Source organism: Chryseobacterium nepalense, from assembly GCF_023195755.1.
GTDB classification, from domain to species: Bacteria; Bacteroidota; Bacteroidia; order Flavobacteriales; family Weeksellaceae; genus Chryseobacterium; species Chryseobacterium nepalense.
Map to the genome: position 1 here is coordinate 3,571,914 of NZ_CP096203.1, position 24,754 is coordinate 3,596,667.

At 37.6% G+C, this 24,754-nt stretch carries 21 protein-coding genes and 2 tRNA genes; 12 read left to right on the top strand and 11 right to left on the bottom strand.

The window, feature by feature from the left end:
* Positions 1–49 precede the first annotated feature (49 nt).
* Entirely contained in the window at positions 50–883 is an 834-nt protein-coding gene (locus tag M0D58_RS16115; RefSeq protein ID WP_248391589.1) for a T9SS type A sorting domain-containing protein, read from the top strand.
* A 164-nt stretch (positions 884–1,047) separates the two neighbouring features.
* Positions 1,048–2,376: a hydroxymethylglutaryl-CoA synthase family protein gene (locus M0D58_RS16120; RefSeq protein WP_248391591.1), complete on the top strand. Its 1,329-nt coding sequence runs from the start codon at positions 1,048–1,050 to the stop codon at positions 2,374–2,376.
* Between the two features lie 215 nt (positions 2,377–2,591).
* Here the strand turns inward: M0D58_RS16120 and M0D58_RS16125 are convergent, their stop codons facing one another.
* Positions 2,592–3,521, bottom strand: coding sequence for a helix-turn-helix transcriptional regulator (locus M0D58_RS16125; protein ID WP_248391593.1), 930 nt, complete (start codon positions 3,519–3,521; stop codon positions 2,592–2,594).
* Positions 3,522–3,703: 182 nt separating this feature from the next.
* Between M0D58_RS16125 and M0D58_RS16130 the strand changes: the two genes are divergently transcribed.
* From M0D58_RS16130 to M0D58_RS16140, 3 genes are all read left to right on the top strand, one after another.
* On the top strand, positions 3,704–5,233 hold the full coding sequence (locus M0D58_RS16130) for an aldehyde dehydrogenase family protein (RefSeq protein WP_248391595.1): 1,530 nt from the start codon (positions 3,704–3,706) through the stop codon (positions 5,231–5,233).
* 528 nt (positions 5,234–5,761) lie between these two features.
* Entirely contained in the window at positions 5,762–6,799 is a 1,038-nt protein-coding gene (gene adhP / locus M0D58_RS16135; RefSeq protein WP_248391598.1) for an alcohol dehydrogenase AdhP, read from the top strand.
* Positions 6,800–7,173: 374 nt separating this feature from the next.
* Positions 7,174–7,557 carry a DUF779 domain-containing protein gene (locus M0D58_RS16140; protein WP_248391607.1) on the top strand — a complete coding sequence of 128 codons (384 nt, stop codon included), beginning with the start codon at positions 7,174–7,176 and terminating at the stop codon, positions 7,555–7,557.
* 57 nt (positions 7,558–7,614) lie between these two features.
* Here M0D58_RS16140 and M0D58_RS16145 read toward each other — a convergent pair whose 3' ends face one another.
* Positions 7,615–8,814 carry a dicarboxylate/amino acid:cation symporter gene (locus tag M0D58_RS16145; protein ID WP_248391609.1) on the bottom strand — a complete coding sequence of 400 codons (1,200 nt, stop codon included), beginning with the start codon at positions 8,812–8,814 and terminating at the stop codon, positions 7,615–7,617.
* A 93-nt stretch (positions 8,815–8,907) separates the two neighbouring features.
* On the opposite strand from M0D58_RS16145, the gene M0D58_RS16150 reads away from it, so the two are divergent.
* The 3 genes from M0D58_RS16150 to M0D58_RS16160 all read left to right on the top strand — a co-directional run bounded on the left by M0D58_RS16150 (position 8,908) and on the right by M0D58_RS16160 (position 10,778).
* Positions 8,908–9,825 (top strand): DnaJ C-terminal domain-containing protein, encoded by a 918-nt coding sequence (locus M0D58_RS16150; protein ID WP_248391611.1) that lies wholly within the window; start codon positions 8,908–8,910, stop codon positions 9,823–9,825.
* 3 nt (positions 9,826–9,828) lie between these two features.
* Complete coding sequence (locus M0D58_RS16155) at positions 9,829–10,137, top strand: chaperone modulator CbpM (RefSeq protein WP_248391613.1); 309 nt, start codon at positions 9,829–9,831, stop codon at positions 10,135–10,137.
* 113 nt (positions 10,138–10,250) lie between these two features.
* A complete protein-coding gene (locus M0D58_RS16160; protein ID WP_248391615.1) occupies positions 10,251–10,778 on the top strand; it encodes a hypothetical protein in 528 nt (175 codons plus the stop codon).
* Positions 10,779–10,866: 88 nt separating this feature from the next.
* Here M0D58_RS16160 and M0D58_RS16165 read toward each other — a convergent pair whose 3' ends face one another.
* Positions 10,867–11,850, bottom strand: coding sequence for a PLP-dependent cysteine synthase family protein (locus M0D58_RS16165; RefSeq protein WP_248391616.1), 984 nt, complete (start codon positions 11,848–11,850; stop codon positions 10,867–10,869).
* A gap of 122 nt (positions 11,851–11,972) precedes the next feature.
* A complete protein-coding gene (locus M0D58_RS16170; RefSeq protein ID WP_248391617.1) occupies positions 11,973–13,202 on the bottom strand; it encodes an ABC transporter permease in 1,230 nt (409 codons plus the stop codon).
* A 4-nt stretch (positions 13,203–13,206) separates the two neighbouring features.
* Here M0D58_RS16170 and M0D58_RS16175 point away from each other — a divergent pair, with 4 nt between their 5' ends.
* Positions 13,207–14,418 carry an exo-beta-N-acetylmuramidase NamZ family protein gene (locus M0D58_RS16175; RefSeq protein ID WP_248391618.1) on the top strand — a complete coding sequence of 404 codons (1,212 nt, stop codon included), beginning with the start codon at positions 13,207–13,209 and terminating at the stop codon, positions 14,416–14,418.
* 65 nt (positions 14,419–14,483) lie between these two features.
* Here the strand turns inward: M0D58_RS16175 and M0D58_RS16180 are convergent, their stop codons facing one another.
* From M0D58_RS16180 to M0D58_RS16210, 7 genes are all read right to left on the bottom strand, one after another.
* Complete coding sequence (locus M0D58_RS16180; RefSeq protein ID WP_248391619.1) at positions 14,484–14,690, bottom strand: hypothetical protein; 207 nt, start codon at positions 14,688–14,690, stop codon at positions 14,484–14,486.
* A gap of 5 nt (positions 14,691–14,695) precedes the next feature.
* Positions 14,696–15,325, bottom strand: coding sequence for a DUF3575 domain-containing protein (locus M0D58_RS16185; protein ID WP_248391620.1), 630 nt, complete (start codon positions 15,323–15,325; stop codon positions 14,696–14,698).
* On the bottom strand, positions 15,325–16,506 hold the full coding sequence (locus tag M0D58_RS16190) for a thioredoxin family protein (RefSeq protein ID WP_248391621.1): 1,182 nt from the start codon (positions 16,504–16,506) through the stop codon (positions 15,325–15,327). Before M0D58_RS16190 ends, M0D58_RS16185 begins: the two co-directional genes overlap by 1 nt.
* A 94-nt stretch (positions 16,507–16,600) precedes the next feature.
* Positions 16,601–16,673, bottom strand: a tRNA-Phe gene (locus M0D58_RS16195).
* A gap of 115 nt (positions 16,674–16,788) precedes the next feature.
* Positions 16,789–16,861: transfer RNA gene (locus M0D58_RS16200), tRNA-Phe, on the bottom strand.
* A gap of 98 nt (positions 16,862–16,959) precedes the next feature.
* The gene (locus M0D58_RS16205; RefSeq protein WP_248391622.1) at positions 16,960–18,801 is read right to left on the bottom strand and encodes a bifunctional lysophospholipid acyltransferase family protein/GNAT family N-acetyltransferase; all 1,842 of its coding nucleotides are present in this window, start codon (positions 18,799–18,801) and stop codon (positions 16,960–16,962) included.
* Positions 18,802–18,823: 22 nt separating this feature from the next.
* Positions 18,824–20,062: an aspartate kinase gene (locus tag M0D58_RS16210; protein WP_248391624.1), complete on the bottom strand. Its 1,239-nt coding sequence runs from the start codon at positions 20,060–20,062 to the stop codon at positions 18,824–18,826.
* 314 nt (positions 20,063–20,376) lie between these two features.
* Between M0D58_RS16210 and fbp the strand changes: the two genes are divergently transcribed.
* The 3 genes from fbp (at position 20,377) to M0D58_RS16225 (ending at position 24,635) form a co-directional block, all read left to right on the top strand.
* The gene (fbp, locus tag M0D58_RS16215) at positions 20,377–21,393 is read left to right on the top strand and encodes a class 1 fructose-bisphosphatase (protein ID WP_248391626.1); all 1,017 of its coding nucleotides are present in this window, start codon (positions 20,377–20,379) and stop codon (positions 21,391–21,393) included.
* Positions 21,393–22,397, top strand: coding sequence for an o-succinylbenzoate synthase (locus M0D58_RS16220; RefSeq protein WP_248391628.1), 1,005 nt, complete (start codon positions 21,393–21,395; stop codon positions 22,395–22,397). The genes fbp and M0D58_RS16220 overlap by 1 nt, the downstream gene beginning before the upstream one ends.
* Positions 22,398–22,961: 564 nt before the next feature.
* Positions 22,962–24,635, top strand: a complete 1,674-nt coding sequence (locus M0D58_RS16225) for a glutamine--tRNA ligase/YqeY domain fusion protein (protein WP_248391629.1) — start codon at positions 22,962–22,964, stop codon at positions 24,633–24,635.
* The last annotated feature ends 119 nt before the right edge of the window (positions 24,636–24,754 follow it).

Here is a 24,754-nt window from a genome sequence, read left to right on the forward strand (position 1 = left end):
GTTTTTATATTATAATTTTGTTAATGAATTAACATTAAAATAATTGCTAATGAAAACAAATCTACTTTCTAAAAAAATTAAAAACCGATATGTATTTTCGGCTTTAACCATTTTTTCCGCTATTGGGCTTCATGCTCAAATTTCAACATTTCCCTGGACGGAAACTTTTGAAGACAATTCTCCTACCAGATCAGGCTGGACTCAGGTTTATGAAACAAACAACATGTCCTGGACATTCGCATCTTCTGCAACCACAGGAAGTAATGGAGTAACAGCGTTTGCCGGAACAAAATTTGCCAACTTTCCGGCGAATTCTTCCGGTGCAGACAAAACAAAGCTTGTAACCCCGCCACTGAATAGTTTGGTGCTCACTTCGCCCAGACTGAGCTTTTATCTTATCAATCCCCAACAGGGATCGAATGCGAACTGGGTAAGAATTTACTACCGGATGTCAGCGTCTGATTCATGGAACATGGTGATGGGATTTCAGCCGCCTTTTAATTCCTGGTACTTCTTTGCCAACGTTAATCTTCCTCCCAATCTTTATCAGGTTGCCATAGAATGTGAAAATGCACAGGGATATTCTACATTGATTGATAATTTTACGATTAGCAATGATGTTTTAGGGGTGAATGATGTAAGGGTTTCTCCGAAATCATCGATTAATTATTATCCGAATCCTGTTAATGATATTTTGCATTATCAGGCAAAAGATAAGGTACACGAAATGACCATTTATGACGCGAACGGAAGAAGCATTCAGACGCATACAGTAAATGCTGAACAGGGAAATATAAATATTTCTACTTTGAGTAATGGGATATATGTTATTTCAGGAAAAACTGATAAAGGAATAGAATCATTTAAGATCATTAAAAATTAATTTACTTCTCATGGTATAAAAGATAAATAGTTAATAATTTACATCAGGACATCTCATCACGGGATGTCTTTTTTTATATTAAAATAAAAATATTGACGAAATTTAGATAAAATCATATGTGATTAAACGTTTACATTTTTTAAATTCGTATTAAATTAAAAGATATGACTTTCGGAATTGAAGCGGCAAGCTACCATGTGCCCTCATTATATTTGGAAATTAAAGATTTAGCGGAAAAAAGAGGAATTGAACCCGCAAAACTGGAAAAAGGTCTGGGCTTGCATAAAATGGGATTCCCGGATGTGCATGAAGATGCGGCAACATTTGCTGCAGAAGCCTTATTAAAACTGATTAAAGATTACCATATTAATCCAAAAGACATTGCAAGAATTTATCTGGGGACAGAAAGCGCTCTCGATGCGGCAAAGCCAACAGCTTCCTACGCGATGCAAATGGTAGAAAAGGTGCTGGAGGAAGAATTTGGAGAAAGATGTTTCAAAAACTGTGATGTGGTGGATCTCACCTTCGCCTGTATCGGGGCAGTAGACGCATTTCACAATTCTTTAGACTTTGTAAGAGTAAATCCGGATAAAAAAGCAGTTGTTATCGCCAGCGATTATGCAAAATATGAACTGGCTTCTTCCGGTGAATACACGCAGGGTGGTGGAGCGGTCGCTGTTTTGGTTTCTTCAAAACCGGATTTAATTGAATTTGAAAACAATTGGGGAGTGGCGACAGAATCTGTCTTTGACTTCTTCAAGCCGAGACGTCATTTCAAAAAAGAAAATCTGAACAATGCTCCCGAAAGTTTCCCGGAAAAAATTGAAATTTTTACGGATGAACCGGTTTTCGACGGGCAATATTCCAATCAGTGTTATCAGGACAGAATCAGGGAAGCGTACAACCATTATAAAGAAATTACCGGGAAAAATAAACCGTATGAACACTGGAAATATCTGATTTTCCATCTTCCGTACGCATTTCACGGTAAAAGGGTTTTTACGGAGATTTACAGTCTGGAAAACGGACTATCCTACGAAACGCCTGAAGAGCAAAAAGCAGTCGCAAAATCAGAAGCGTATATTCAGTTTATTAATGATAAAATTGAAAAATCACAGCGTGCTTCCTCAGAAATCGGAAATATGTACACAGCATCCATTTTTATGGCTTTGCTTTCTGCATTACAGACTTCTTTTAATGAAAATGAAGAATTAACCGGAAAGGAAATTGGCTTTTTAGGATATGGAAGCGGTTCCAAATCGAAAGTTTTTGCCGGGAAAGTTTCAGCAAACTGGAAAAACGTAGTTTCAAAATGGGATGTATTTGAAGAATTAAAAAGCAGAACAGCCATCAATTTTGAAACCTATGAAAAGCTTCACAGAAAGCAGCTGGAAAATTCTGTTAATGAAAATTACAAAGGGTTCGGATTAAAATATGTGGAATTGGAAAACCCGGTCTTGAAAGGAGCAAGATATTATCATTATCAGAAATAGAAGGGCCTCTTAAGTAAGGATAATTTGAAATTTGTCATTCTGAGGGACGAAGAATCTGTTTAAATTAATTATTTGAGATTCTTCATTTTATTCAGAATGACTTTTTTTAGAATGACTTTTTTATAACCAGAAATATAACAATAATAAAAAGCAGAATACAAAGATTTAATAATCAAGTTAGCTTTTCTGCTTACTTTTTACGCCAAATAGGGATATCATTCAAAAATATCTAAGGTATTTTTATCCTGATAATTCTTTGGCGTAACCCCTACCAGCTGCTTAAAAACACGTGTGAAATAATTGGCATCCGAAAAGCCGGTCTGAAAAGCGGTTTCTTTAATGCTGTTCCTGCTTTTCAGTAACTCTTTTGCCCTGCTGATTCTTTCCTGGAGAATAAATTCATTTGGGGAAGTTCCCAGCTCATCCTTAAACATCCTGAAGAAATTCGATTTACTCACATATGCCAGTTTTGCAATGCTTTCAATAGAGAGTTTCTGATGAAGGTTTTTCCGGATATAATCTACCGCAAAACTGATTCTGGATCTGTTTTTTGCAATATTTTTCTCTACCATGCTTCTTGCCTGGGTCTGCATCAAACGGATCAGAAGTTCTTTCAAAGCAAAATCAGCCATAATATCTTTCTGTGAATTATCATCCATGGCAATACGCATAATATTGTTTGTGGCGGAAGCTAAAGATTGATTGTTGAAAAGAAAATATTCATCAAGTTCAATATTCCACTGTGAAGTTTCATCCGTTTTCGGCAGGTGATAATTAAGATGATTAAGAGAGTTTTCTATAAATTCGGGATTCAGGCTCAGGGAAATGCATTGAGATGGCGTTTCGTCTGCTTCCGGAAAATCAATAATCATGGTTTCGCCCGGAGCTACCAGAACACTCTCACCGGGGTAATAATCAAAATAATTCGTCTTATTGTCGAGCTTCATATGCTTTTTTCCGCGAAGCATAGTGGTAAAAGCGATGGTTTCAAAATGCAGTTTTACATCAAAAGCGGCTTTATGTGTTTCATAGATACTGAATTCACAATTGTTCAGATTGAATTTGGTCTGATTTTCAACCATGCTTAAAAGCTGGTTTTCCTTTTTCAATTCAGGAGTTTTCAGTAAAAATTTGTGATCATTCATTTCTAAACAATTTATGTTTACACGTATCTCAAATATAAGAAAAATATGGTATCTGCTGAATGTTAATGAATTATAAAATTATTATTCTGTACGATTTTGAAGCTTTTTTGTACGATTATGCTATTCAAATCTCAAATGTAGGTGTAATTTGGCTATTAAGAAAAATTAAAAATTGTACAAATATGAGCACTACAACACAACAACAATCAGACACATTACTTCAATGGCCTGAATTCAAAAAGAGATATGATAATTATATCAATGGTCAGTTCACGGCACCGGTAAACGGAGAGTACTTCGATGTTGTATCGCCGGTGGACGGGAAAAAGTTTACGCAGGCTGCCCATTCCTCAAAAGAAGATCTGGAGATGGCTGTTAATGCTGCGGAAAAAGCGTTTCAGACCTGGAAAGATACTTCATCAACAGAAAGAAGTGTTATTTTGAATAAAATTGCCGACAGGATTGAGCAGAACCTGGAATACATCGCAACCGTTGAAACCATTGACAACGGTAAGGCGGTAAGAGAAACGCTCGCGGCAGATATTCCTTTGGCAATTGATCATTTCAGATATTTCGCTTCGGTGATCAGAGCGGAAGAAGGTTCCCATAATGAATTGGACAAAGACACCGTTTCCCTTATCGTTCACGAACCACTGGGCGTTATTGCACAGATTATTCCGTGGAATTTCCCGATTCTCATGGCGGTTTGGAAACTGGCTCCGGCATTGGCAGCCGGAAACTGCGTTGTACTGAAGCCCGCGGAAAGCACTCCGGTTTCTATCATGGTTTTGATGGAAATTATAGGAGATCTCCTTCCTCCGGGTGTTGTAAATATTGTCAACGGTTTCGGCGCAGAATTGGGAAGGGCATTGGTGACCAATCCGAAAGTTTCTAAAGCCGCATTTACAGGATCTACTGCAACGGGACGCCTTGTTATGCAGTATGCAACGGAAAACATTATTCCGGTAACATTGGAATTAGGCGGGAAATCACCAAACGTTTTTTTCAATTCTGTAATGGATACCGATGATGAGTTTTTGGATAAAGCCATTGAAGGAGCAGTTCTTTTTGCACTGAATCAGGGAGAAATCTGTACATGTCCGTCAAGATTGCTTGTTCAGGAAGATATTGCGGATGCCTTTATTGCGAAAGTGATTGAAAGAGTAAAAGCGATTAAGGTCGGGAATCCGTTGGATAAAACCGTAATGATGGGCGCACAGGCGTCGCAGATCCAGAAAGATAAGATTCTTTCCTATATCAAACTTGGAAAAGAAGAAGGTGCGGAAGTGCTCGTTGGTGGTGATGTCAACAATGTAGGCGAAGGACTTGAAGATGGCTATTATATTCAGCCTACAATTTTCAAAGGCAATAACAGGATGAGAATTTTCCAGGAAGAAATTTTCGGGCCGGTGCTGGCTTTTACAACCTTCAAAGACGAAGAAGAAGCCGTTAAAATTGCCAATGATACGATTTACGGACTGGGAGCAGGAGTCTGGACGAGAGATGCACATCAGCTGTATACTATTCCGCGTCAGATCCAGGCGGGAAGAGTCTGGGTAAACCAGTATCACTCTTACCCTGCAGGAGCGCCTTTTGGGGGCTACAAACAATCCGGAATCGGAAGGGAAAACCACAAAATGATGCTGGATCATTACCGTCAGACCAAAAATATGCTGATCTCGTACAACAAAAACAAACTAGGATTTTTTTAATTTTAAATAATAGGGCGTGCCCGTTTGCCCCGGCTGAAGCCGGGGCAAAACGGTCGGGCTATCCAGGGCTGCACTTCGTTTCGGTGCTCCGCTTCGCTCCGCACCGGCTCGTTCCTCGCCGCCCTTCCTATCCCTCACGCAATGATTCGTTGTCTTGTACATATTTATACACATAGAGATTACCGAAGTCAGAAAAGTAATATTAACAATTTATACTCTTTGCATCAAGTAAAATCAACCTTATATGATTCTTTAGAGTCTTCAAGTAATTTATTATAGAAATAAAAAGTAAAGAAAATTCTTAGCGATCTTAGTTAAGTGTAACGCCTTTGCGAACTTAAAAAACATATAGTATTAAAAAAGATCTTTGCGGACTTTGCGTTAAATTAAAGATTAATCAAATAAACTTTTTATAAATAATCCGCGAAATCTGAGGGAAATAAAAAACAACATTTCATTATAATATTAGGATATCCGTTTCCAAGAAAATTCCAATGATTCAATAAAAACTAATTCAAAACTCAGAATATGATACCAAAAACAATGAAAGCAGCGGTTGTTCAAGGCTACGGACAACCATTAAAAATACAAGAAGTTCCCGTAAGAGAACCTGGAAGATATGAAGTATTGGTAAAAGTAATCGCATGTGGCGTTTGTCATACAGATCTTCATGCCGTTGATGGCGACTGGCCGGCCAAACCCAAAATGCCTCTGATTCCCGGACATGAAGGAGTGGGAATTGTAGTCGCCTGCGGTCCTGAAGCGTATGTTAAAGAAGGAGATGCAGTAGGAGTACCCTGGCTATATTCCGCTTGCGGATGCTGCGATTATTGCATTACAGGATGGGAAACTCTGTGTGAAGCGCAGAAAAATGGCGGATATAGTGTAGATGGTGGCTTTGCAGAATATGTAATTGCAGATTCAAGATATGTGGGACATTTGAAAAGTGATATCAACTTTTTGGAGATCGCGCCGATTCTTTGCGCCGGAGTTACCGTGTATAAAGGGTTAAAAGAAACGGAAACAAAACCTGGAGAATGGGTAGCCATTTCAGGAATCGGGGGATTGGGTCACGTAGCCGTTCAGTATGCGAAAGCAATGGGAATGCATGTGGCTGCTATTGATGTGGCGGATGATAAATTGGATTTGGCGAAAAAGCTCGGGGCAGATTTGGTAGTCAACGCAAGAAACACAGATCCTGGAGAATACCTGCATAAAGAAGTCGGCGGAATGCACGGCGCGCTCATTACGGCAGTTTCCCCTATTGCCTTCAAACAGGGAATTGATGTATTACGAAGAAAAGGAACCATTGCGCTGAACGGCCTTCCGCCGGGATCCTTTGAGCTTCCGATCTTTGAAACCGTGCTCAAGAGAATTACCGTGAGAGGTTCCATCGTCGGAACACGGAAAGATCTCCAGGAGGCACTTGATTTTGCTAATGAAGGATTGGTAAAAGCAACCGTTACCGCTGCAAAACTGGAAGATATTAACGACGTCTTTGATAAGATGAAAAAAGGACAGATCGATGGAAGGATCGTTCTTGATATCGCCGGAAGTGCAAATTAATGATGACAATGTCTGGTTCGGCGAAATGAAATTTTGCCGAACTTTTTTTAACTTGTTTAAAAGAATTGTAAGCACGTTTTGTATTTTGATATATTTTCGTCACTTCGAGTAGATTTTGAAAAAATCGTATCGAGAAGTTTGTTACTTCTGAAGATAATCTATTCTCGATACATTTTTCTCCACTTTGTTACGAAAAAATACTCGAACTGACGAATTCAATAACAAAATTTTGCAAAATGCACAACTGCTTATTATAAGTATAAAGTAAATTTGCTTGAGACTCAGAAAAAGCCCAGCTGCTTAAAATAATTGAAGTACCCCGAATAGCAAACTATTTAATTTGAGCTATGCCAATCAATAACAAAAGAAGAATTATGAACCCTAAAATAACAAGACTCTCTGCTACAGAAAAAGCCCTGGAAGTCATCTGGGTGCTCGAAAAAAAATACGGTGATCTCATGTTCTACCAGACAGGAGGCTGTTGCGAAGGCACACAGCCGCAATGTTTTGAAAAAGGTGGGTTTTATCCGCGAATGAACGATGCCATGATCGGGACCATCAACGGACACGAATTCTGGATCGACCGCGACCTCTTCGAGTACTGGCAGTATTCCCATTTTACATTGGACGTTACCGATGGTTTCGGACCGGGAGGGTTTTCTTTGGAAACTCCACTGGGAAAAACATTTAAAGTTATTTATACACTCTTCACACCGGAAGAACTGGAAAATCTGGAGCCAGTAAAGCGCAGTGAATAAATCTGCCTGATCATCAAAAAAAAATTTGTGTAATCTGTGTTTAGCAAAAACAAAAAATCAGACTTTCACAAATCGGCTCACAAACATCGAAGCCACCAATTGCCCGACTGCATTCAGAACAGTAGCCAGCGGATCCACCAGGGTTCCGATAATCATCACTGCCGGAATGGCTTCCTGTGGCAGTTTATAGACTGAGATCATCAGCATCTCACCGATATATCCGCCATTGGGAATTCCGCCCGCTACAATGCTCACGAAAACCGTAATGCCTAATGCCAGAAGTAAATTCATCGGATCGAAAAAGTCTCTGCCGATAATCATAAAAGCAACATAGATCTTAATGATGGATGACATGGAAGATCCGTTTTTATGCAGCGTAGTTCCGATAGGGATCACAATATTTGAAATCTGATTGGGAATTCCGATTCTGGATGCAGCTTCTAAGTTAGCAGGCATAGTAGCGAAGCTGCTGCAGGTACTCAGTGCCGTGGCTGTAGGATAAATCGCATTTTTCCAAAAACTTTTAACACCATTCGTCCCGGCGGCCATAAAAGCATAAATGGAAAAAAACAACAGAAAATAAACGACACCTGCAATATAATAAAGTCCGAGTGGCTTAGCATAAAATCCGAAAAGCTGAGGTCCCAGTGTGGCCACCTGATAAGCGAAATAGGCCCCCAAACCAATAGGAGCAGCTTTCATAATTAATAGTAACAGTTCTTTCATGACTTCATATCCGGAAGCAATAAACATCCTGAATGATTGTCCTTTTTCTCCTGCTTTTCTTGCAGAAAATCCCGTCATAAATGCAAAAATAAGCAGGGCCAGCATATTCTGCCGTGAAAAGAGCTGTGTAAATTCGCCCACAGTAAAAAAACTCACAATCCTGTTGCCCCAGCTTTCTTCGGAAGCCACTTCCTCTACCAGTTCCTTACTCCCTGAAACTCCCGAAACCGGAAATAAATACACCGCGAAGATCGTAAAAACGGCCGCTGTTAAGATGAAAAAAATAAAAGTAAACGCCATGGTTATCATGATTTTTCCAAACTTCGACTCTTGCTCCAGCGATGCAATGGAATTGGAGACTGCAAAGAAAACAAGCGGAACAACACTTACGAACAGTAAATTCAGGAAAATATCTCCTAAAGGTTTTATATAACTTACCGTTTGTGGTGCCACAATTCCGATGATACTCCCGATAACGATCCCCAGAAGCAAAAGCAGGATTCCCGAGTAGTTTTTCAACACTTCTTTCATAGAGCGCTTTTTAATCAAAGATAGCTTTATTTTTAACACTTCATTATATAAATTTCGTCTCTAAAATCCTTAAATTTGAGTAAAAAGGTTTCTATGGCTTATATAGACTACTATAAAATTTTAGGCGTAGATAAAAACGCAACGCAGGAAGATATTAAAAAAGCGTATCGCAAGCTTGCAAGAAAACTTCATCCCGACCTGAATCCAGACGATAAGGAAGCAGAAAGGAAATTCAAGGAGATCAACGAAGCCAATGAAGTTCTCAGTAATCCTGAAAACCGTGCTAAATACGACAAATATGGAGAACACTGGAAACATGGTGAAGAGTATGAAAAAGCACAACAGCAACAGCAGCAACAAAGGCAAAGTCACGGAAATGATTACAGTAGCGGATTTTCCGGTGCTGATTTTGGTGAAGGAGAAGATTTCTCGGATTTTTTCCAAAGCATGTTCGGTGGAACAGGAGGTTTCGGGAGAAGTTCAAGAGGGAGCGCTTCCGGGAAATTTAAAGGACAGGATGTTCATGCAGAGCTGAATCTAAGCTTAAAGGATGCTGCAACTACCCATCAGCAGACTTTTGATATTAACGGGAAAAAGGTGAGGATTACCATTCCGGCCGGAGTTTATGACGGACAGCAGATTAAATTAAAAGGCCATGGAAATCCCGGCTATAATGGTGGCCCGAACGGTGATTTGTACATTACTTTTATGATTCCGGCTGATCCGGATTTTGAAAGGATAGGAGATGATTTAAAAACTAAAGTCGCGATCGATTTGTATACGGCTGTTTTGGGCGGCGATGTTAAAGTTAAAACCCTTACAGGAAGCGTTAATCTTAAAGTAAAGTCGGAAACGCAGAACGGAACTACCGTAAGGCTAAAAGGAAAAGGATTCCCTGTTTACAAAAAAGAAGGAGAATTCGGCGACCTTTTTGTGACATACGATGTGAAACTGCCTACCAATCTTACTGATAAGCAGAAGCAGCTTTTCGAACAACTAAAAAACTCTTAAGTCATGAATGAAAGAATATCACGGGAAGAACTCGTAAAAATATACAATATTGAAATCACCTTTTTTGATGAACTGGTAGATTCCGGTTTACTGAATATTCAGACAGAGAATGAAATCCACTATCTGATGTATGAAGATCTGCCGTCTTTTGAAAGGTTTACCAACTGGTATTATGATCTGGAAATCAACCTCCCCGGACTTGAAGTGATCCACGATATGCTCAGGAAAATGGAAGACCTGAAACAGAAAAACCGTGAACTGATGAGTAAGCTTTCAGCCATCAGCGACAAATATGAGGATGGGAGTTTTTGAGTGAGAGGGTTTTAGAGTATGAGTGTTGTAGAGTTTTAGAGGAAGTGTTTGATGTTGATCTTAAAATGAGATTGATACAATGAAAAACTTATCTTTGCTGCAGAATTAATAATATGACTGAAGAGAAAGTAATCGTTCTGAAACCGAAAAGAAAAGATTTTGAAGAAATATATTTCAGCGGGAACCAGGGAAGCCTGTTCTTTTCTCCTACAACAAGGGGAAAAACGGTTACCACCATTATAGTTGCTGTTATCCTGTTAATTTTATTCATTTTCAAAGATGATTTCAGTAAAGAAAAATCAGGGATATTGTATTTTGTAAGCTTTTTGTTCCTGCTTTGCGCTGTTTTTTTATCGGTAAGCATTAATAAAGTTTCAAGATGGAAGAAGCAGGTAGCGCACTATTTAAATAAGATCGAAAATTGTAAGGTTTATGAAATCAGAATAGAGGAGAATTTTTTCACTGTGAATATTAACGGTGATAAAGAGACCAGCGAATGGAAAGATTTTGAGTTTTTCGACAGCAATAATGAATTTATCAGCATCGAAGGGAAGTACAGCTATATGTTTCCCAGAAAATCGATGAGCGAAAAAGACTACAGCTTTTTAAAGCAAATTTTAAAGAAAAACATCAACGAATAATTATTCAGCAGATTAAAACTTAATCCGTATAAAATAAAAAAACTCAGAACAGATGTTCTGAGTTCTTTATTTTGTAGAGTGGGACTTATTAATCCAGCCAACCCATTTCTTTCATCCATTCGTCGTTATAGATTTTTCCGACGTATCTTGAACCGTGATCATGAAGAAGTACGACAATTACATCATCTTTCGTGAACTGATCCTTCATCTGTACCAGTGAAGCAATGGCACTTCCTGCAGAATATCCGCAGAAAATTCCTTCTTCTTTTGCTAATTTTCTAGCATAAATAGCTCCGTCTTTATCTGTTACCTTCTCAAAATGATCGATAACCGCCATGTCATAATTCTCAGGAAGAATGTCTTCACCGATTCCTTCGGTAATATAAGTATAGGCGTTTCCTAAATTAATTTCCCCCGTCTCATGGATTTCTTTTAAGATAGATCCGTAGGTGTCAACTCCAATTACTTTGATATTCGGGTTTTTCTCTTTGAAGAATGTGCCACAGCCGGTAATAGTTCCTCCCGTTCCTGCTCCCACTACGAAGTGGGTCAGTTTTCCTTCGGTCTGTTCCCATATTTCAGGAGCGGTGGATTCATAATGCGCAGCCCTGTTGGATAAATTATCATATTGATTCACATACCAACCGTTTTCAGTTTCCTTCGCAAGACGCTTTGATACCGAATAATAAGAACGCGGGTCTGTAGGTTTTACGTCGGTAGGGCAAACAATGACTTCAGCACCTACAGCACGGAGAATATCGCATTTTTCTTTAGATTGTTTTGAATTGGTTACAAAAATACATTTGTATCCTTTGATGATTGCTGCAAGAGCCAATCCCATTCCTGTATTTCCTGAAGTTCCTTCGATAATGGTGCCTCCCGGCTTTAGCCTTCCGTCTTTTTCTGCGTCTTCAATCATTTTCAGGGCCATTCTGTCCTTCACGGAATTTCCTGGATTGAATGTCTCAACCTTTGCCAAAACTAGTGCCGGAAAATCTTCACCCAAAACTTTATTCAGTTTTACCAATGGTGTATTTCCTATAGTTTCGAGGATGTTGTTTGCGTATTTCATAAATGTTTTTTAAGCATGGCAAAGATACGGCTTTAAATTTTATCAGGATAAACGATCCTATCGATTCCATGAATAAGTTAATTCACAACTGAGACTTTTCACCTTTTACTTTTCACTTACTTCTAATTATATTTAATCGCCTTCACCGGAGAAATCTTACTGATGAGGTAGCTGGGAATAATTAAGGCCAGCCCTGAAATAATCAGAATGCCCACCGAGATGGAGATAATCATCAATGGATTAAGATCTACCGGAACCGTGCTTACGTAATAGTTTTCAGGATTCAGTTTGATAATGCCAAAAATCTTCTGGATGAAAATCAGGCCTAAACCAATTACATTTCCATACAAAAGCCCGGGAATCATAATGATCAGTGTATAGTTAATAAAGGTTGCACGAATCTGTGAATTGCTGGCTCCGAGTGTTTTAAGAAGGCCTATGGAATTGGTTCTTTCAATAATAAGGATTAATAGAACCATGATAATATTAATAACCACTACAATCAGCATGATGATGATAATCAATGCAATATTGGTATCAAAAATACTGATCCAGTCGGTAATCTGCGGAAATTTCTCTGTAGCTTTTTCAGCATAGTTTTTATAACCTATCAGCTTTTCGATTTCGGGAAAATCTGCATCTGCATCATTTACATTTTTAAAGAAAATATCAATTCCACCAGCTTCTTCGGGTTTCATATCCTGAATTTTACGCACATGATTAATGTCTCCGATAACAAATTGATCATCAATCATCTTAATATCCGTTCTGTAGATTCCCAGCACTTCAAATTTTCTGTAGATAGGCTGCTGATCGGTTTTTGAAAATACCGTGACAATGCTGTCTTTTACCTTGAGATGAAGATCTTTTGCTGTTTTTTCAGAGATCACTACGCCGTTGTTATACCCTTTTTCAGTAACCTGCGGGGTAGTTCCTGCGATCAGGAATTTTTTAAATCTGACGCTGTCAAAATCTTTTCCGATTCCTTTGAAAATAATCCCTGCAAAATTATGCTCATTCCGCATTATACCCGTTAACATCGCATATTTCTGAACGCTTGCGACATCAGGAATTTCTTTTATTTTTTTAATATCAAGACCCTGGTTATCGAGTACAGAAGTGTTGTATGAAGAGTTTGATCTTGTAGATCTTACTGTAATATGGCCGCTGAAATCTGCCAGTCTTTCTTTAATCGCTTTCTTAGAACCGAACCCAGTGGATACGGTAATTAGAGAAACAATGATTCCCAGCGCTACCGAAAGCCTTCCAATGAAGATAATCACCCTTGACAGGTTATTTTTGTTATCTTTGGAAAACGCTATTTTTCTAGAGAAATATAAAGGAAATTTCAAGCTTATGAATTTAGATCTCAAAATTAAAAATTTACTTCTTATTTGCCTAATTTTTTTAGGAGTATTCCATCAATATAATTCTCAATCCAAAGCTTTGGAAGGTTTTAAAACAGGTGCCGATCAGCCAGAAATATATTTGCCGTTGCTAAAGGGTAAAACAATTGGCGTGGTGACTAATCAGACCGGATTAATGAGCGACAGAACTCATGTTGTTGATTTTTTAGTAAAAAACAGGATTAACATTAAATCTATTTTTGCTCCCGAGCATGGTTTCCGAGGCGATGCCGATGCCGGTGAAAAAGTAAAAAACGGTGTCGATGTAAAAACAGGAATTCCTATTGTTTCTTTGTATGGAAATAATAAGAAACCAAAACCTGAACAATTAAAAGGAATTGATATTGTGGTTTTTGATATACAGGATGTAGGGGTGCGCTTTTATACCTATATTTCTACATTAACATATCTTATGGAAGCCGCAGCGGAAAATAATGTTGAGGTAATGGTGCTGGACCGCCCCAATCCGCATGACGGTTATACAGACGGCCCTGTTCTGAACAAAAAATGGACAAGTTTTGTCGGAATGCATGAAGTGCCTGTAGTTTATGGCCTTACCATCGGGGAATACGGTAAAATGGTGAATGGAGAAAGATGGCTTGAAAAGGGAGTTCAGGCAAAATATACTTTGGTCCAGATGAAAAATTATCATAAAAAATTACGGTATCCAATTTTGGAAAAGCCTTCGCCGAATTTGCCCAACGAAAAATCAATCAATTTGTATCCAAGTTTATGCTTTTTTGAAGGAACTCAGGTTTCCGTAGGAAGAGGTACCGATCTGCCTTTTCAGATTTACGGTTCGCCGTGGACAAAAAGTTTACCGTATCAGTTTACACCGAAACCTAATTTTGGGGCTAAAGATCCTTTCCTCAACGGAAAACTCTGCTATGGAGAAAATCTTTCAGGTTATCCTCACGACTTAACAGAGCTTAACCTCGAATGGTTGCTTAAAGCCTATAGAAATTATAAGAATCCTGAGCTGGACTTTTTCCTTAAGCCTGCACTCGGCAAAAATTTCTGGTTTGATACTTTAGTTGGGGATGATACGCTTAGAAAACAGATCGTTTCCGGAAAGTCTATCAGGGAAATCAAAGATTCCTGGAAACCCGGTTTGGAAAAGTTCGAGAAAATAAGAAAGAAGTATATGATCTATGAAAATTGATCTGTGAATGATCAATCGTATCAGTTTGAAATTCAAAGAATGAATTTACCGTTGCTTTTTGACGTTTAATCAAAATTTTGCGGCGGCGTTTTATCGTCTTTGCCCTTATTCATGATTACTAAACCGATGGAAAGACCAATTACTCCCGCAGCACCGATCATTAAAGCTCTTTCCAGTTTATCAGCCTGGTCATTGCCCAGATAATTCATCATAAAAAGAATGATAAAAGTAACGGCACAAAGAATCAGATGATTTTTTCCGAATAATTTCATAATGATTATTTTAATTGATAAGAAATCATGACGCCTCCTCTGTAAGGAAGAATTTCACCACTTCTGTTGAATTTGTTGTCTTTTCTGTCATAGCGCTCTCCGGTAGTTCTGTCGTAGCCTTTGTAAAAATCCTGTGATGATCCAATAGCTGCATACACGTCGATATTCCATCTGTCGGAAACTTTAAACTGATACCCTCCCGTTATACCAAATATAAGCGAATATCCTTTCTGGTAAAGATTTGAGGTAACGAAAACTTCTCCAAAATCATTATAATAGGGTCCGTCAGACCAATAATTCCACTTTTGCAAAACAAATGAAGAGGCAGCAATGTTGGCTCCCAGATAAAAATGTCTGAACGCTTCATTAAAGTAATATCTTCCTTCAGCTGAGACTGAATAATACTGTAGTTCATGTCCTGCAAAAGATTTCCAGGGAGAAATCAAAACATCACCCTGTATGGTAATTTTTTTGCTGAGCTGATGTTCCAGAGCAAGATTAACAATCCCTAAAGGAATAAAGGCTGCATTACCTTTTATATAGACCTTTTTTTCATTGATGTTTTCCTGTTCCTGGGCATTTAAATTTCCTAAAATAAAAAGGGTAAGAAAACCTGCTAATAATCTGATCTTCATTATTTCTTATTAATTTGTTTTAATAACTCCTCTGCCAGTGTAGAATCTTTCTGTGCCTGAGATGCCATATTTTTTGACATTTCTGCGTAGGTCTTTGCCTGTTCCTTATTTCCGGTAAGAAAATAAAGTTTTGCGAGAATGTAAGTGTTTTCAGAAGTTTCACTACGCATAACCGATTTTTCGGCCCATTCAGCAGCTTTTTTCAGCGATGTAACATTAGTTATATGTTCAGAAAATATCCATGCTGCTTTTAATAATTCATTAGGTTCAAAAGCTTCCGAATTTTTATAGTAGACAAGGGCAGCCTTTTCATATTCCGGGAAATTGGCGTTTTGCTCGTAATAGCTTAATTTGGTCTGATTGAGTTTTACTTCAGCATCATGTTTTCCTACAAGAGGTTCTGCTGCTTTCATGAAGTAATCATCGTTAATTCTTTTATTCTGATTGTCGATTGATTGTTCAACAATTTTCCCCAGCTTAATCTGATTGTCGAATTCATGATATGTTTCTTCAGGTAAAAATTTAATGATGTCAGCTTTCCTTTCAGTAAAGACTTTATAATTTTTGTCTTCAGAAGATTTAAGGAAGTACAGTAAAAGACCCACATCATCTTTTGTGAATTCTGATGTTTTTGCTTTGTTTTCAAAATATCTTTCCGAAGCTCTTTTGGCAAAACCAAAATCTGAAGAAGAATTGAGTTTCATAATATTGATCAGAAATTCAGGATTTTTTTCGCCCTTTTCAAAGCGTTCTTTTAAGGAACCTTTTTTGTTGTTGGGAGAATTAACGTCCTGTGCCATTGAGATGAACATACTTTCTTCCATATAACCGTAATTCTGGGAAACGAGCTCGCCATCGCCATTCAGAAATAGATAAGTAGGATAGGAGCGTACACCGTATTTGGCAGCAATTTCTCTTCCTTCGCCCTTTTCCATGTCGAATCTGGCGTTGATAAAGTTAGCATTGTAATAATCTCCCACCGATTTTTTCGTGAAAATATTCTTTTCCATCATTTTGCAAGGGCCGCACCATGAGGTAAATGCATCAATAAATACGATTTTATTTTCTTTTTTTGCCTTTGAAATAAGATCTTTAAATGGAAGTTCCTGAAAATGAATAGCTTCCTGGGCAAAAGCTGTAATCACAAAAAATAAAAACAAAACGGAAACAATCTTCTTCATTTTCAATAAAAATTAGAAAAGCGAATATACTTATTTTCAGCGTAAGAATAGTTGAAAAACAAAAAAGTCATCTCAATTGAGATGACTTTTTTTGTGGTTTCTCCAGGAATCGAACCAGGGACACATGGATTTTCAATCCATTGCTCTACCAACTGAGCTAAGAAACCATTTAATTTTTACTTCTTTTTTGAAGTGGTGCAAAAGTAATAATAAAAATCACATCCTGCAACTTATCTTAAAAACTTAGAAAAGAAAACCACCTTTTTTTGAAGGTGGTTTTTGTGGTTTCTCCAGGAATCGAACCAGGGACACATGGATTTTCAATCCATTGCTCTACCAACTGAGCTAAGAAACCATTCTTTTTACTTCGTTGTTTTAAAGTGATGCAAAAGTACTAAGTTTTCGTATATGAAGCAAGTATTAATAATACTTTTTTTAACAAAAATTAAAAACCTATTGATTTTCAACAGAATTATTTTCCTGTTCTTTCCTTATTTGCTCACTCATCTCTTCTAATACTGGCTTGATCGTATTTTCAGGCAAATCACTTATTCTGATATACATTAATCCGTCGATGGCATCATTGAAGTTTGGATCTACGTTGAAGGCAATTACTTTTGCATTTTGTTTGATGTATTTTTTAATCAAAACAGGCAGTCTCAATTCAGGCTCAAGGTCATCAATAATTTTATCCAGCTTATTCAGGTCAGATTCCATTTCTTCGAAAAAAAGATGTTTATCCCTGTCGCGGAGCTTTACTTTGTATTCATTTCTGGGGGTAATATATTGTGCTACTGCAGAATCATAATAATTGGAACGCATAAACTCAATCATCAGTGATTTCGAAAACTCGGAAAATTTATTGGAAATACTTACGCCACCCATCAGGAATTTATGATCCGGATTTCTCAGGCATACATGCACAATTCCTCTCCAAAGCAGAAAAAGCGGTAATGGTTTCTGCTGATAATCCTGACAGATATAAGCGCGTCCCATTTCAATAACTTTTTTAAAGAAAGGATGGATGTCCTGTTCAAATTCAAACAATGAGCTGGTATAAAATCCTTTGATTCCGGATTTCTTCATCACCTCTCTTCCCAAAGCCATTCTGTATGCTCCTACCAGTCTTTCTTCGGCGCTGTCCCATAAAAAAAGGTGATGATAATGCTTATCATATTCATCCAGATCGAATGGCAGGTTGCTGCCTTCTCCCACGGCACGGAAGGTAAGCTCTCTTTGCCTTCCGATTTCCCTCATAATAGAAGGGATTTCTTCATATTTGGTAAAATAGACTTCATAATTCCCGTTGCTGAAGAACATTTTATCAGTTCCTTTCAGCTTTTGGATGTCTTTAAGAATATCTTCTTTTGGCGTCTCGTCAATAATATTCTGAACAATATTTTCTTCTTTCAGCAAAGGGAATTTTACCGAGAGATTTTTAAGATTGATGCTTTGTGCCAGTGATTTTCGTTTCTCATAGTAAGATTTCATCATGTAAACCTTACGTTTCAGGAAATCGCCGAGTTCTTCAATGCTCTCCATATCGTCCATTGCTTTTACGGCAATGGGTCTTCCGATACGAATCCTGATCGGTTTTTCCCGGTCGTTCATCATTTCTGCCGGAAGCATAAGGGTCTGTAAACTCGGATGTATTTTTGCCATCTGATAAAATAATCTGCTGTTCTTGGCATGGAAATACATAGGAACAATCGGTACTTTGGCCATTTTGATGAGCTTAAGCGCCGGTTTTTCCCATTCTTTATCTAAAATTTCTCCGTACGGATTATTCTTATTGGAGACTTCTCCTGCCGGAAAAATACCTACACAGCCTCCGTTTTGAAGATGCTTCAATGTTTCACGCATTCCTGAAGAGCTGCTGTATGCACCTTTCCTGTTTTCAAAAGGATTCACCGAAATTACATATGGTTCCATGGGTTTTATTTTTTCCAGCAGGAAATTTCCCATAACCTTAAAATCAGGACGGACTTCCGAAAGAATCTTGCACATCAGAATACCATCTATGGCACCAAGCGGATGATTGGAAACGAGAATAAACGGCCCTGTTTTCGGTATTTTTGCCAGATCCTCTTCAAAAGCGATATAGCTTAGGTTTCGCTCTCTCACAAATGAGTCGAAAAAGTCTTTGCCTTCCTTGTCTTTTAATTTATCGTATAATTTATTTACTTCATTTATTTTGGCAACGCTCATCACAGCAGATGCCACAGGATTCTTTAAAAATCCTATTTTATGTAAGCCGGAAGCATTTATCAAATCGTTTTTCGATATTAAACTCATGTGTGTTTAGTCGCAATTAGTTTTATTGTGTTACCATTTGAAGTGTATTCTTCGAAATTTGCTCCAATAATACACTTTTTTCCTGGTAAAATTGATCAATATGATCCATCTTCGCATTCCTTACCGTAAATAAAGATACGTTTTTTATCACTTCCGTGCGGAATACTTTCTGAAGTTCTTCATTCAGTTCATCAATAGTGTGGAATTTATCTTCCAGACATAAAGCCAGTGAAATGGCAGAATTCTGCATCAGGGAAACTTTGATCTTATATTTCGATAAATATCCGAAAATTAAGCTCATATGATCTTCCGCAATGAATGAAAAGTCTCTTGTTGAGATTTTTAAAAGGGTCTGGTTTTCTTTTAAAATGTAAGTTTCTTCACTCTGATTTTTCTCTGAAGCACCTACTTTGGTTCCTGCTTTTGAAGGATCAATAAAAGATTTTACATAAAAAGGAATATTCTTTTGCTGAAGCGGCTGAAGCGTTTTCGGGTGAATGACACTTGCCCCGTAATAAGCCATTTCAATAGCTTCTTCATAAGAAATATTGGAAAGCAATGTCACATCTTTGAATTTTCTCGGATCTCCGGTCATTACTCCCGGAACATCTTTCCAGATGGTCATGGCTTCAGCATTTAAGCAATAAGCGAAAATAGCTGCAGAGTAATCTGAACCTTCTCTTCCCAGTGTTACGGTAAAATTATTATCGTCGGAACCGATAAAACCTTGTGTAACATAGCAGATTTCCTTATTAAGGTTTGAAATAAATTCTTCGGTTTTAGCCCAGTCTACCACACCTTCACGGTAGGAATTGTCGGTTTTTACATAATCTCTAGCATCCAGCCACTGGTTCGTAAACTGGATTTCATTCAGGTATTCACTCACGATTTTCGTAGAAATCATTTCCCCACAGCTTACTACCTGATCATATACGAAATTATAGTTAGGAGATTTGTTTCTTCTTAAAAAAGAATCAATATCATCAAAAAACAAGTTGATTTCCGCAAAAACTGCATGGTTTTCAGGAAAAAGTCCTTCTGCAATTTCAATGTGTTTTCGTTTTATCTTTTCAATCTCCGTTTGATAGTTATCTTTCCTGAAATAAAGCTCCACTACTTTTTCCAGTTCATTCGTCGTTTTTCCCATTGCTGAAATTACCAGCAGACACTTTGCAAATCCCTGACTTTTTAGTACCAGAGATACGTTCTTTACACTTTCGGCATCTTTTACCGATGCGCCACCAAACTTGAAAATTTTCATTAAATTGTTAATAATAAAATTGTTAGATAAAATTTGTGGGAATATTTTACGGGTGACAAAATTATAAATTTACAACGAGATATGAAATAGCGTTGAATCACAGTGACCTTAAGATTTCATTAAAATCATTAATCCAGAGAAATTATCATAAGATCATTGAGCAATTTGGGAACAGTTTTTTATGATAAGGGTTCTTTTAAAAACTGAAAAAGCTTCGTATTATGTTGATAAACAAAGGATAAGCTCTTTTATTAATAATTCTTTTAAAATGCGATAAATTTTACGAAATTTGAGGAAAACGTAAAAAGGAAAATATGTCAGAAAGACCATTACAGACTTTAGGAGAATTTCTTATTGACAGACAGGATGATTTTCAATATTCCACCGGTGAGTTTTCCCGGCTTCTGAGTGCGATAAGACTTGCTTCGAAAGTAGTAAACAGAGAAGTAAATAAAGCAGGAATTGTAGACATTGCAGGCGCTGCCGGAAACCAGAATGTTCAAGGTGAAGAACAGCAGAAACTTGATGTTATTGCCAATGAAATTTTTATTACCGCTCTGTCTCAAAGAGAAGTGGTCTGCGGAATTGCCTCTGAGGAGAATGACGATTTTATCGATATAAAATGCGGAGAAAACGGCCATTTAAGCAAGTATGTCGTATTGATTGATCCTTTGGATGGCTCTTCAAATATTGATGTAAATGTTTCCGTGGGAACTATTTTTTCTATTTACAGAAGAGTTACAGAACCCGGAACTCCCGTTCAGCTTCAGGATTTTTTACAAAAAGGAGTCAATCAGATTGCTGCCGGATATGTGATTTACGGATCTTCTACCATGATTGTATACACTACAGGAAACGGAGTAAACGGATTTACGCTTGATCCTTCGCTAGGTACTTATTATCTTTCTCACCCAAATATGACGTTTCCAAGAACAGGAAAAATTTATTCCATCAATGAAGGAAATTATATCAAATTTCCGCAAGGAGTAAAAAATTACCTTAAATATTGCCAGATGGAAGAAGGGGACAGGCCTTATACTTCCAGGTATATCGGTTCTCTTGTTGCTGATTTCCACAGAAATATGCTGAAAGGCGGTATTTATATTTATCCTTCATATTCACAGGCACCCAACGGGAAATTAAGATTGCTGTATGAATGTAATCCTATGGCATTTCTTGCAGAACAGGCGGGAGGAAAAGCAACGGACGGATTCAGAAGAATTCTTGAAATTGAACCTACAGAACTGCATCAGAGAATTCCTTTCTTCTGCGGAAGTGTTGATATGGTGGAGAAAGCGGAAGAATTTATGAGAATCGACAGCGTAAAATAATGACAGCAGAATATTTCAGATATTTATTAGAATTCAAGCGCCCGAGTGGAACATCTCGCGGCGTTTTGTATGAAAAGGAAACTTTTATTCTTCATATTGACTCAAATGGAAAAAGAGGAACAGGAGAGTGTGCTGTTTTCAGAGAGCTCAGTTTTGACGACAGGCCGGATTATGAAGAGAAGCTTCAGTGGCTTTGTGAAAATATTCAGCAGGAGTATGAATATTTAAAAAAAGAACTGAAAGATTTTCCTTCGATATGGTTCGGTTATGAACAAGCTATTTTAAACCTGAAACATGGAGGTAATATTTATTTTCCTGGTGAATTTACTGAAGGAGATAAACCTATTGTGATCAACGGATTGATCTGGATGGGAGATATTGGATACATGGAAGAGCAGATTCAGGATAAACTGGATCAGGGATTTCATTGTATCAAGTTAAAAATCGGTGTCGATTGGAAATCCGAATATGAAATTCTTAAAAAACTGAGACAGAAGTTTTCAAAAGAGATGCTTGAGCTCCGTGTTGACGCAAACGGAGGCTTTTCAAAAGATGAAGCCAAAATTGTTTTGCAACAATTGGCAGAACTGCAGATTCATTCTATCGAACAGCCTGTAAAAGCCGGCAATTGGGATGATATGGCTGAATTGTGTGCTGAAACTCCTACACCTATTGCTTTAGATGAAGAGTTGATAGGAATTGTTGATTTGGATAAAAAGATCAATCTCTTGGATAGCGTAAAGCCACAGTATATTATTTTAAAACCTTCATTAATTGGAGGATTTTCAGGTTCGGACGAGTGGATTTCTTTAGCTCAAGAGCGTAATATTGATTGGTGGATTACCTCTGCGCTGGAAAGCAATATCGGGCTGAATGCCATTGCACAGTATACCTTTACCAAGAAAAATCCGATGCCGCAGGGTCTGGGTACCGGATCTTTATTTATTAATAATTTCGAATCCAATCTTGATCTGAAAGGAGAATTATTATATTTTAAAATTTAATCGGAAAGATTGGAGTTTTTCAGATGACTTTTGAATTATCCATTTAAAAATTAGATGAATAAAAAAAAATTCATACTGTTAGATTCATTCCTGCTAGATAACATCTTCTACGAAAATTGCCTTTTTGATGTATTCTAAAAATGAAGAAAACGTTCTTTTAACCTTTTTCATAACAATATTATTTAGTTTGTGTGCGCTTATTTGTTTGCAATCTTTGTGCCATAATAGGGTGCCTCTTACCATCTCTGATATGATAGATTTCATGGGTTGATTTTAAATGGCTGTTTAGCAGGAGATTTGCGTTTTTCCTGCTTTCTTTTTAACTCAAAATTAAATTAAAATTAATCTTGGGACTGAGGACTTATTATTAAAATGGAAATCTTTTGAAATATAGAATGGGGATGGACATAATGTATAATTTTAGCTATGGTTTTAGTTATTGCGAAGATAAGTTAAAATATTGGATAAGTGTCCTTAAAACCGGTAAATTATAATTTCCGTAAAACTTTAAAATTTCCTAAATTTGCAAATTGTCGTAGATGCGGCATCTTTAAAGCGAATTTAATGGAAGAAGAAAAAAAATCACTCAATTTTATTGAGCAAATTATCGAAGATGATTTGGCAAACGGCCTGAAAAAAGATCAGATCCGTTTCCGTTTTCCGCCTGAACCCAACGGTTATCTGCATGTAGGTCATACAAAAGCGATCTGCATCAACTTTGGGCTGGGTGAAAAATACAATGCTCCCGTGAACCTTCGTTTCGACGATACGAATCCTGAAAAAGAAGAACAGGAATTCGTAGATTCTATCATGAAAGACGTTGAATGGCTGGGCTTCAAATGGGATAAAGTTTTGTACGCCTCCGATTACTTCCAGCAGCTTTATGATTGGGCGGTGCAGTTAATCAAAGAAGGTAAGGCTTATGTAGATGAGCAGCCGTCTGAAGTGATTACCGAACAGCGAAAAAATCCTACTGAGCCAGGTATTGAATCTCCATACAGAAACCGTCCGGTAGAAGAATCGCTAGATTTATTCGAAAGAATGAAAAAAGGAGAGTTTGAAGAAGGTTCAATGTCGCTCCGTGCAAAAATAGACATGACATCTCCCAATATGAACATGCGTGATCCTGTGATGTACAGAATCTTAAGAAGACCTCACCACAGAACGGGAACTGCATGGAAGATTTACCCGATGTATGATTGGGCTCATGGAGAATCTGATTATATTGAACAGATTTCACACTCTTTATGTTCTTTGGAATTTGAAAATCATAGACCGCTGTATGACTGGTATCTTGATCAGGTATACGATGAAACGAAAGTAAGAAATAAGCAGAGAGAATTCGCACGAATGAATGTCTCTTATATGATTACTTCCAAAAGAAAACTACAAAGACTGATTGCTGAAAAAGTGGTGAACGGATGGCATGATCCTAGAATGCCTACCATATCAGGAATGAGAAGAAAAGGATATACGGCAACAGCGATCAGGAATTTTATTGAAAAAGTAGGTGTTGCCAAAAGGGAAAACCTTATTGAGCTTCAGTTGTTGGAATTCTGCGTTCGTGAAGACTTAAATAAAGTCGCAAAACGTGTTATGACCGTTGTTGATCCAGTAAAATTAGTTATTGAAAACTATCCGGAAGGAAAAGAAGAATGGCTGGATACAGAAAACAATCCGGAACAAGAAGATGCCGGAACAAGGGAAATACCTTTCTCAAGAGAATTGTATATCGAGCGTGAAGATTTCAAGGAAGAAGCCAATAATAAATTCTTCAGACTGAAACTGGGTGGAGAAGTCCGCTTAAAATCTGCTTACATCATTAAAGGGGAAAGAGTGGAAAAAGACGAAAACGGAAATATTACAACCATCTACGCAACTTACGACGAAAAGTCCAAGTCAGGCAGCGGAACGGAAGAAAGTTTAAGAAAAGTAAAAGGAACCATTCACTGGGTTTCTGCAAAACACGCGATTCCTGTGGAAGTCAGAAATTACGATAAACTCTTTACGGTGGAGCAGCCTGATGCAGAAAAGGATGTGGATTTCCTTAATTTCATCAATCCCGAATCCGTAACCGTTGTGAAAGGATTTGCAGAACCAAGCCTTAGAGATGTTGAAGTGGGAGCACCGCTTCAATTCCAAAGAATTGGCTACTTCACAAAAGATCAGGATTCTACCGAAGACAATTTGGTCTTCAACAGAACTGTGACTTTAAAAGACTCTTATAAGCCGGAGTAATAATTTATTTATACCAATATAAATGAAACAGGGCTTAATTTTTTAAGTCCTGTTTTTTTTGTTTAAACAGATGATAATAGTAAAGAAAAGAGTCCCGAAGGGACGATATAAACCAAAAT

What these genes read in the sequence shown, in the direction of transcription:
- M0D58_RS16115 (WP_248391589.1), top strand. Translation starts at nt 50, where the DNA reads ATGAAAACAAATCTACTTTCTAAAAAAATTAAAAACCGATATGTATTT.
- M0D58_RS16120 (WP_248391591.1), top strand. Translation starts at nt 1,048, where the DNA reads ATGACTTTCGGAATTGAAGCGGCAAGCTACCATGTGCCCTCATTATAT.
- M0D58_RS16125 (WP_248391593.1), bottom strand. Translation starts at nt 3,521, where the DNA reads ATGAATGATCACAAATTTTTACTGAAAACTCCTGAATTGAAAAAGGAA.
- M0D58_RS16130 (WP_248391595.1), top strand. Translation starts at nt 3,704, where the DNA reads ATGAGCACTACAACACAACAACAATCAGACACATTACTTCAATGGCCT.
- adhP (WP_248391598.1), top strand. Translation starts at nt 5,762, where the DNA reads ATGATACCAAAAACAATGAAAGCAGCGGTTGTTCAAGGCTACGGACAA.
- M0D58_RS16140 (WP_248391607.1), top strand. Translation starts at nt 7,174, where the DNA reads ATGAACCCTAAAATAACAAGACTCTCTGCTACAGAAAAAGCCCTGGAA.
- M0D58_RS16145 (WP_248391609.1), bottom strand. Translation starts at nt 8,814, where the DNA reads ATGAAAGAAGTGTTGAAAAACTACTCGGGAATCCTGCTTTTGCTTCTG.
- M0D58_RS16150 (WP_248391611.1), top strand. Translation starts at nt 8,908, where the DNA reads ATGGCTTATATAGACTACTATAAAATTTTAGGCGTAGATAAAAACGCA.
- M0D58_RS16155 (WP_248391613.1), top strand. Translation starts at nt 9,829, where the DNA reads ATGAATGAAAGAATATCACGGGAAGAACTCGTAAAAATATACAATATT.
- M0D58_RS16160 (WP_248391615.1), top strand. Translation starts at nt 10,251, where the DNA reads ATGACTGAAGAGAAAGTAATCGTTCTGAAACCGAAAAGAAAAGATTTT.
- M0D58_RS16165 (WP_248391616.1), bottom strand. Translation starts at nt 11,850, where the DNA reads ATGAAATACGCAAACAACATCCTCGAAACTATAGGAAATACACCATTG.
- M0D58_RS16175 (WP_248391618.1), top strand. Translation starts at nt 13,207, where the DNA reads ATGAATTTAGATCTCAAAATTAAAAATTTACTTCTTATTTGCCTAATT.
- M0D58_RS16180 (WP_248391619.1), bottom strand. Translation starts at nt 14,690, where the DNA reads ATGAAATTATTCGGAAAAAATCATCTGATTCTTTGTGCCGTTACTTTT.
- M0D58_RS16185 (WP_248391620.1), bottom strand. Translation starts at nt 15,325, where the DNA reads ATGAAGATCAGATTATTAGCAGGTTTTCTTACCCTTTTTATTTTAGGA.
- M0D58_RS16190 (WP_248391621.1), bottom strand. Translation starts at nt 16,506, where the DNA reads ATGAAGAAGATTGTTTCCGTTTTGTTTTTATTTTTTGTGATTACAGCT.
- M0D58_RS16205 (WP_248391622.1), bottom strand. Translation starts at nt 18,801, where the DNA reads ATGAGTTTAATATCGAAAAACGATTTGATAAATGCTTCCGGCTTACAT.
- M0D58_RS16210 (WP_248391624.1), bottom strand. Translation starts at nt 20,062, where the DNA reads ATGAAAATTTTCAAGTTTGGTGGCGCATCGGTAAAAGATGCCGAAAGT.
- fbp (WP_248391626.1), top strand. Translation starts at nt 20,377, where the DNA reads ATGTCAGAAAGACCATTACAGACTTTAGGAGAATTTCTTATTGACAGA.
- M0D58_RS16220 (WP_248391628.1), top strand. Translation starts at nt 21,393, where the DNA reads ATGACAGCAGAATATTTCAGATATTTATTAGAATTCAAGCGCCCGAGT.
- M0D58_RS16225 (WP_248391629.1), top strand. Translation starts at nt 22,962, where the DNA reads ATGGAAGAAGAAAAAAAATCACTCAATTTTATTGAGCAAATTATCGAA.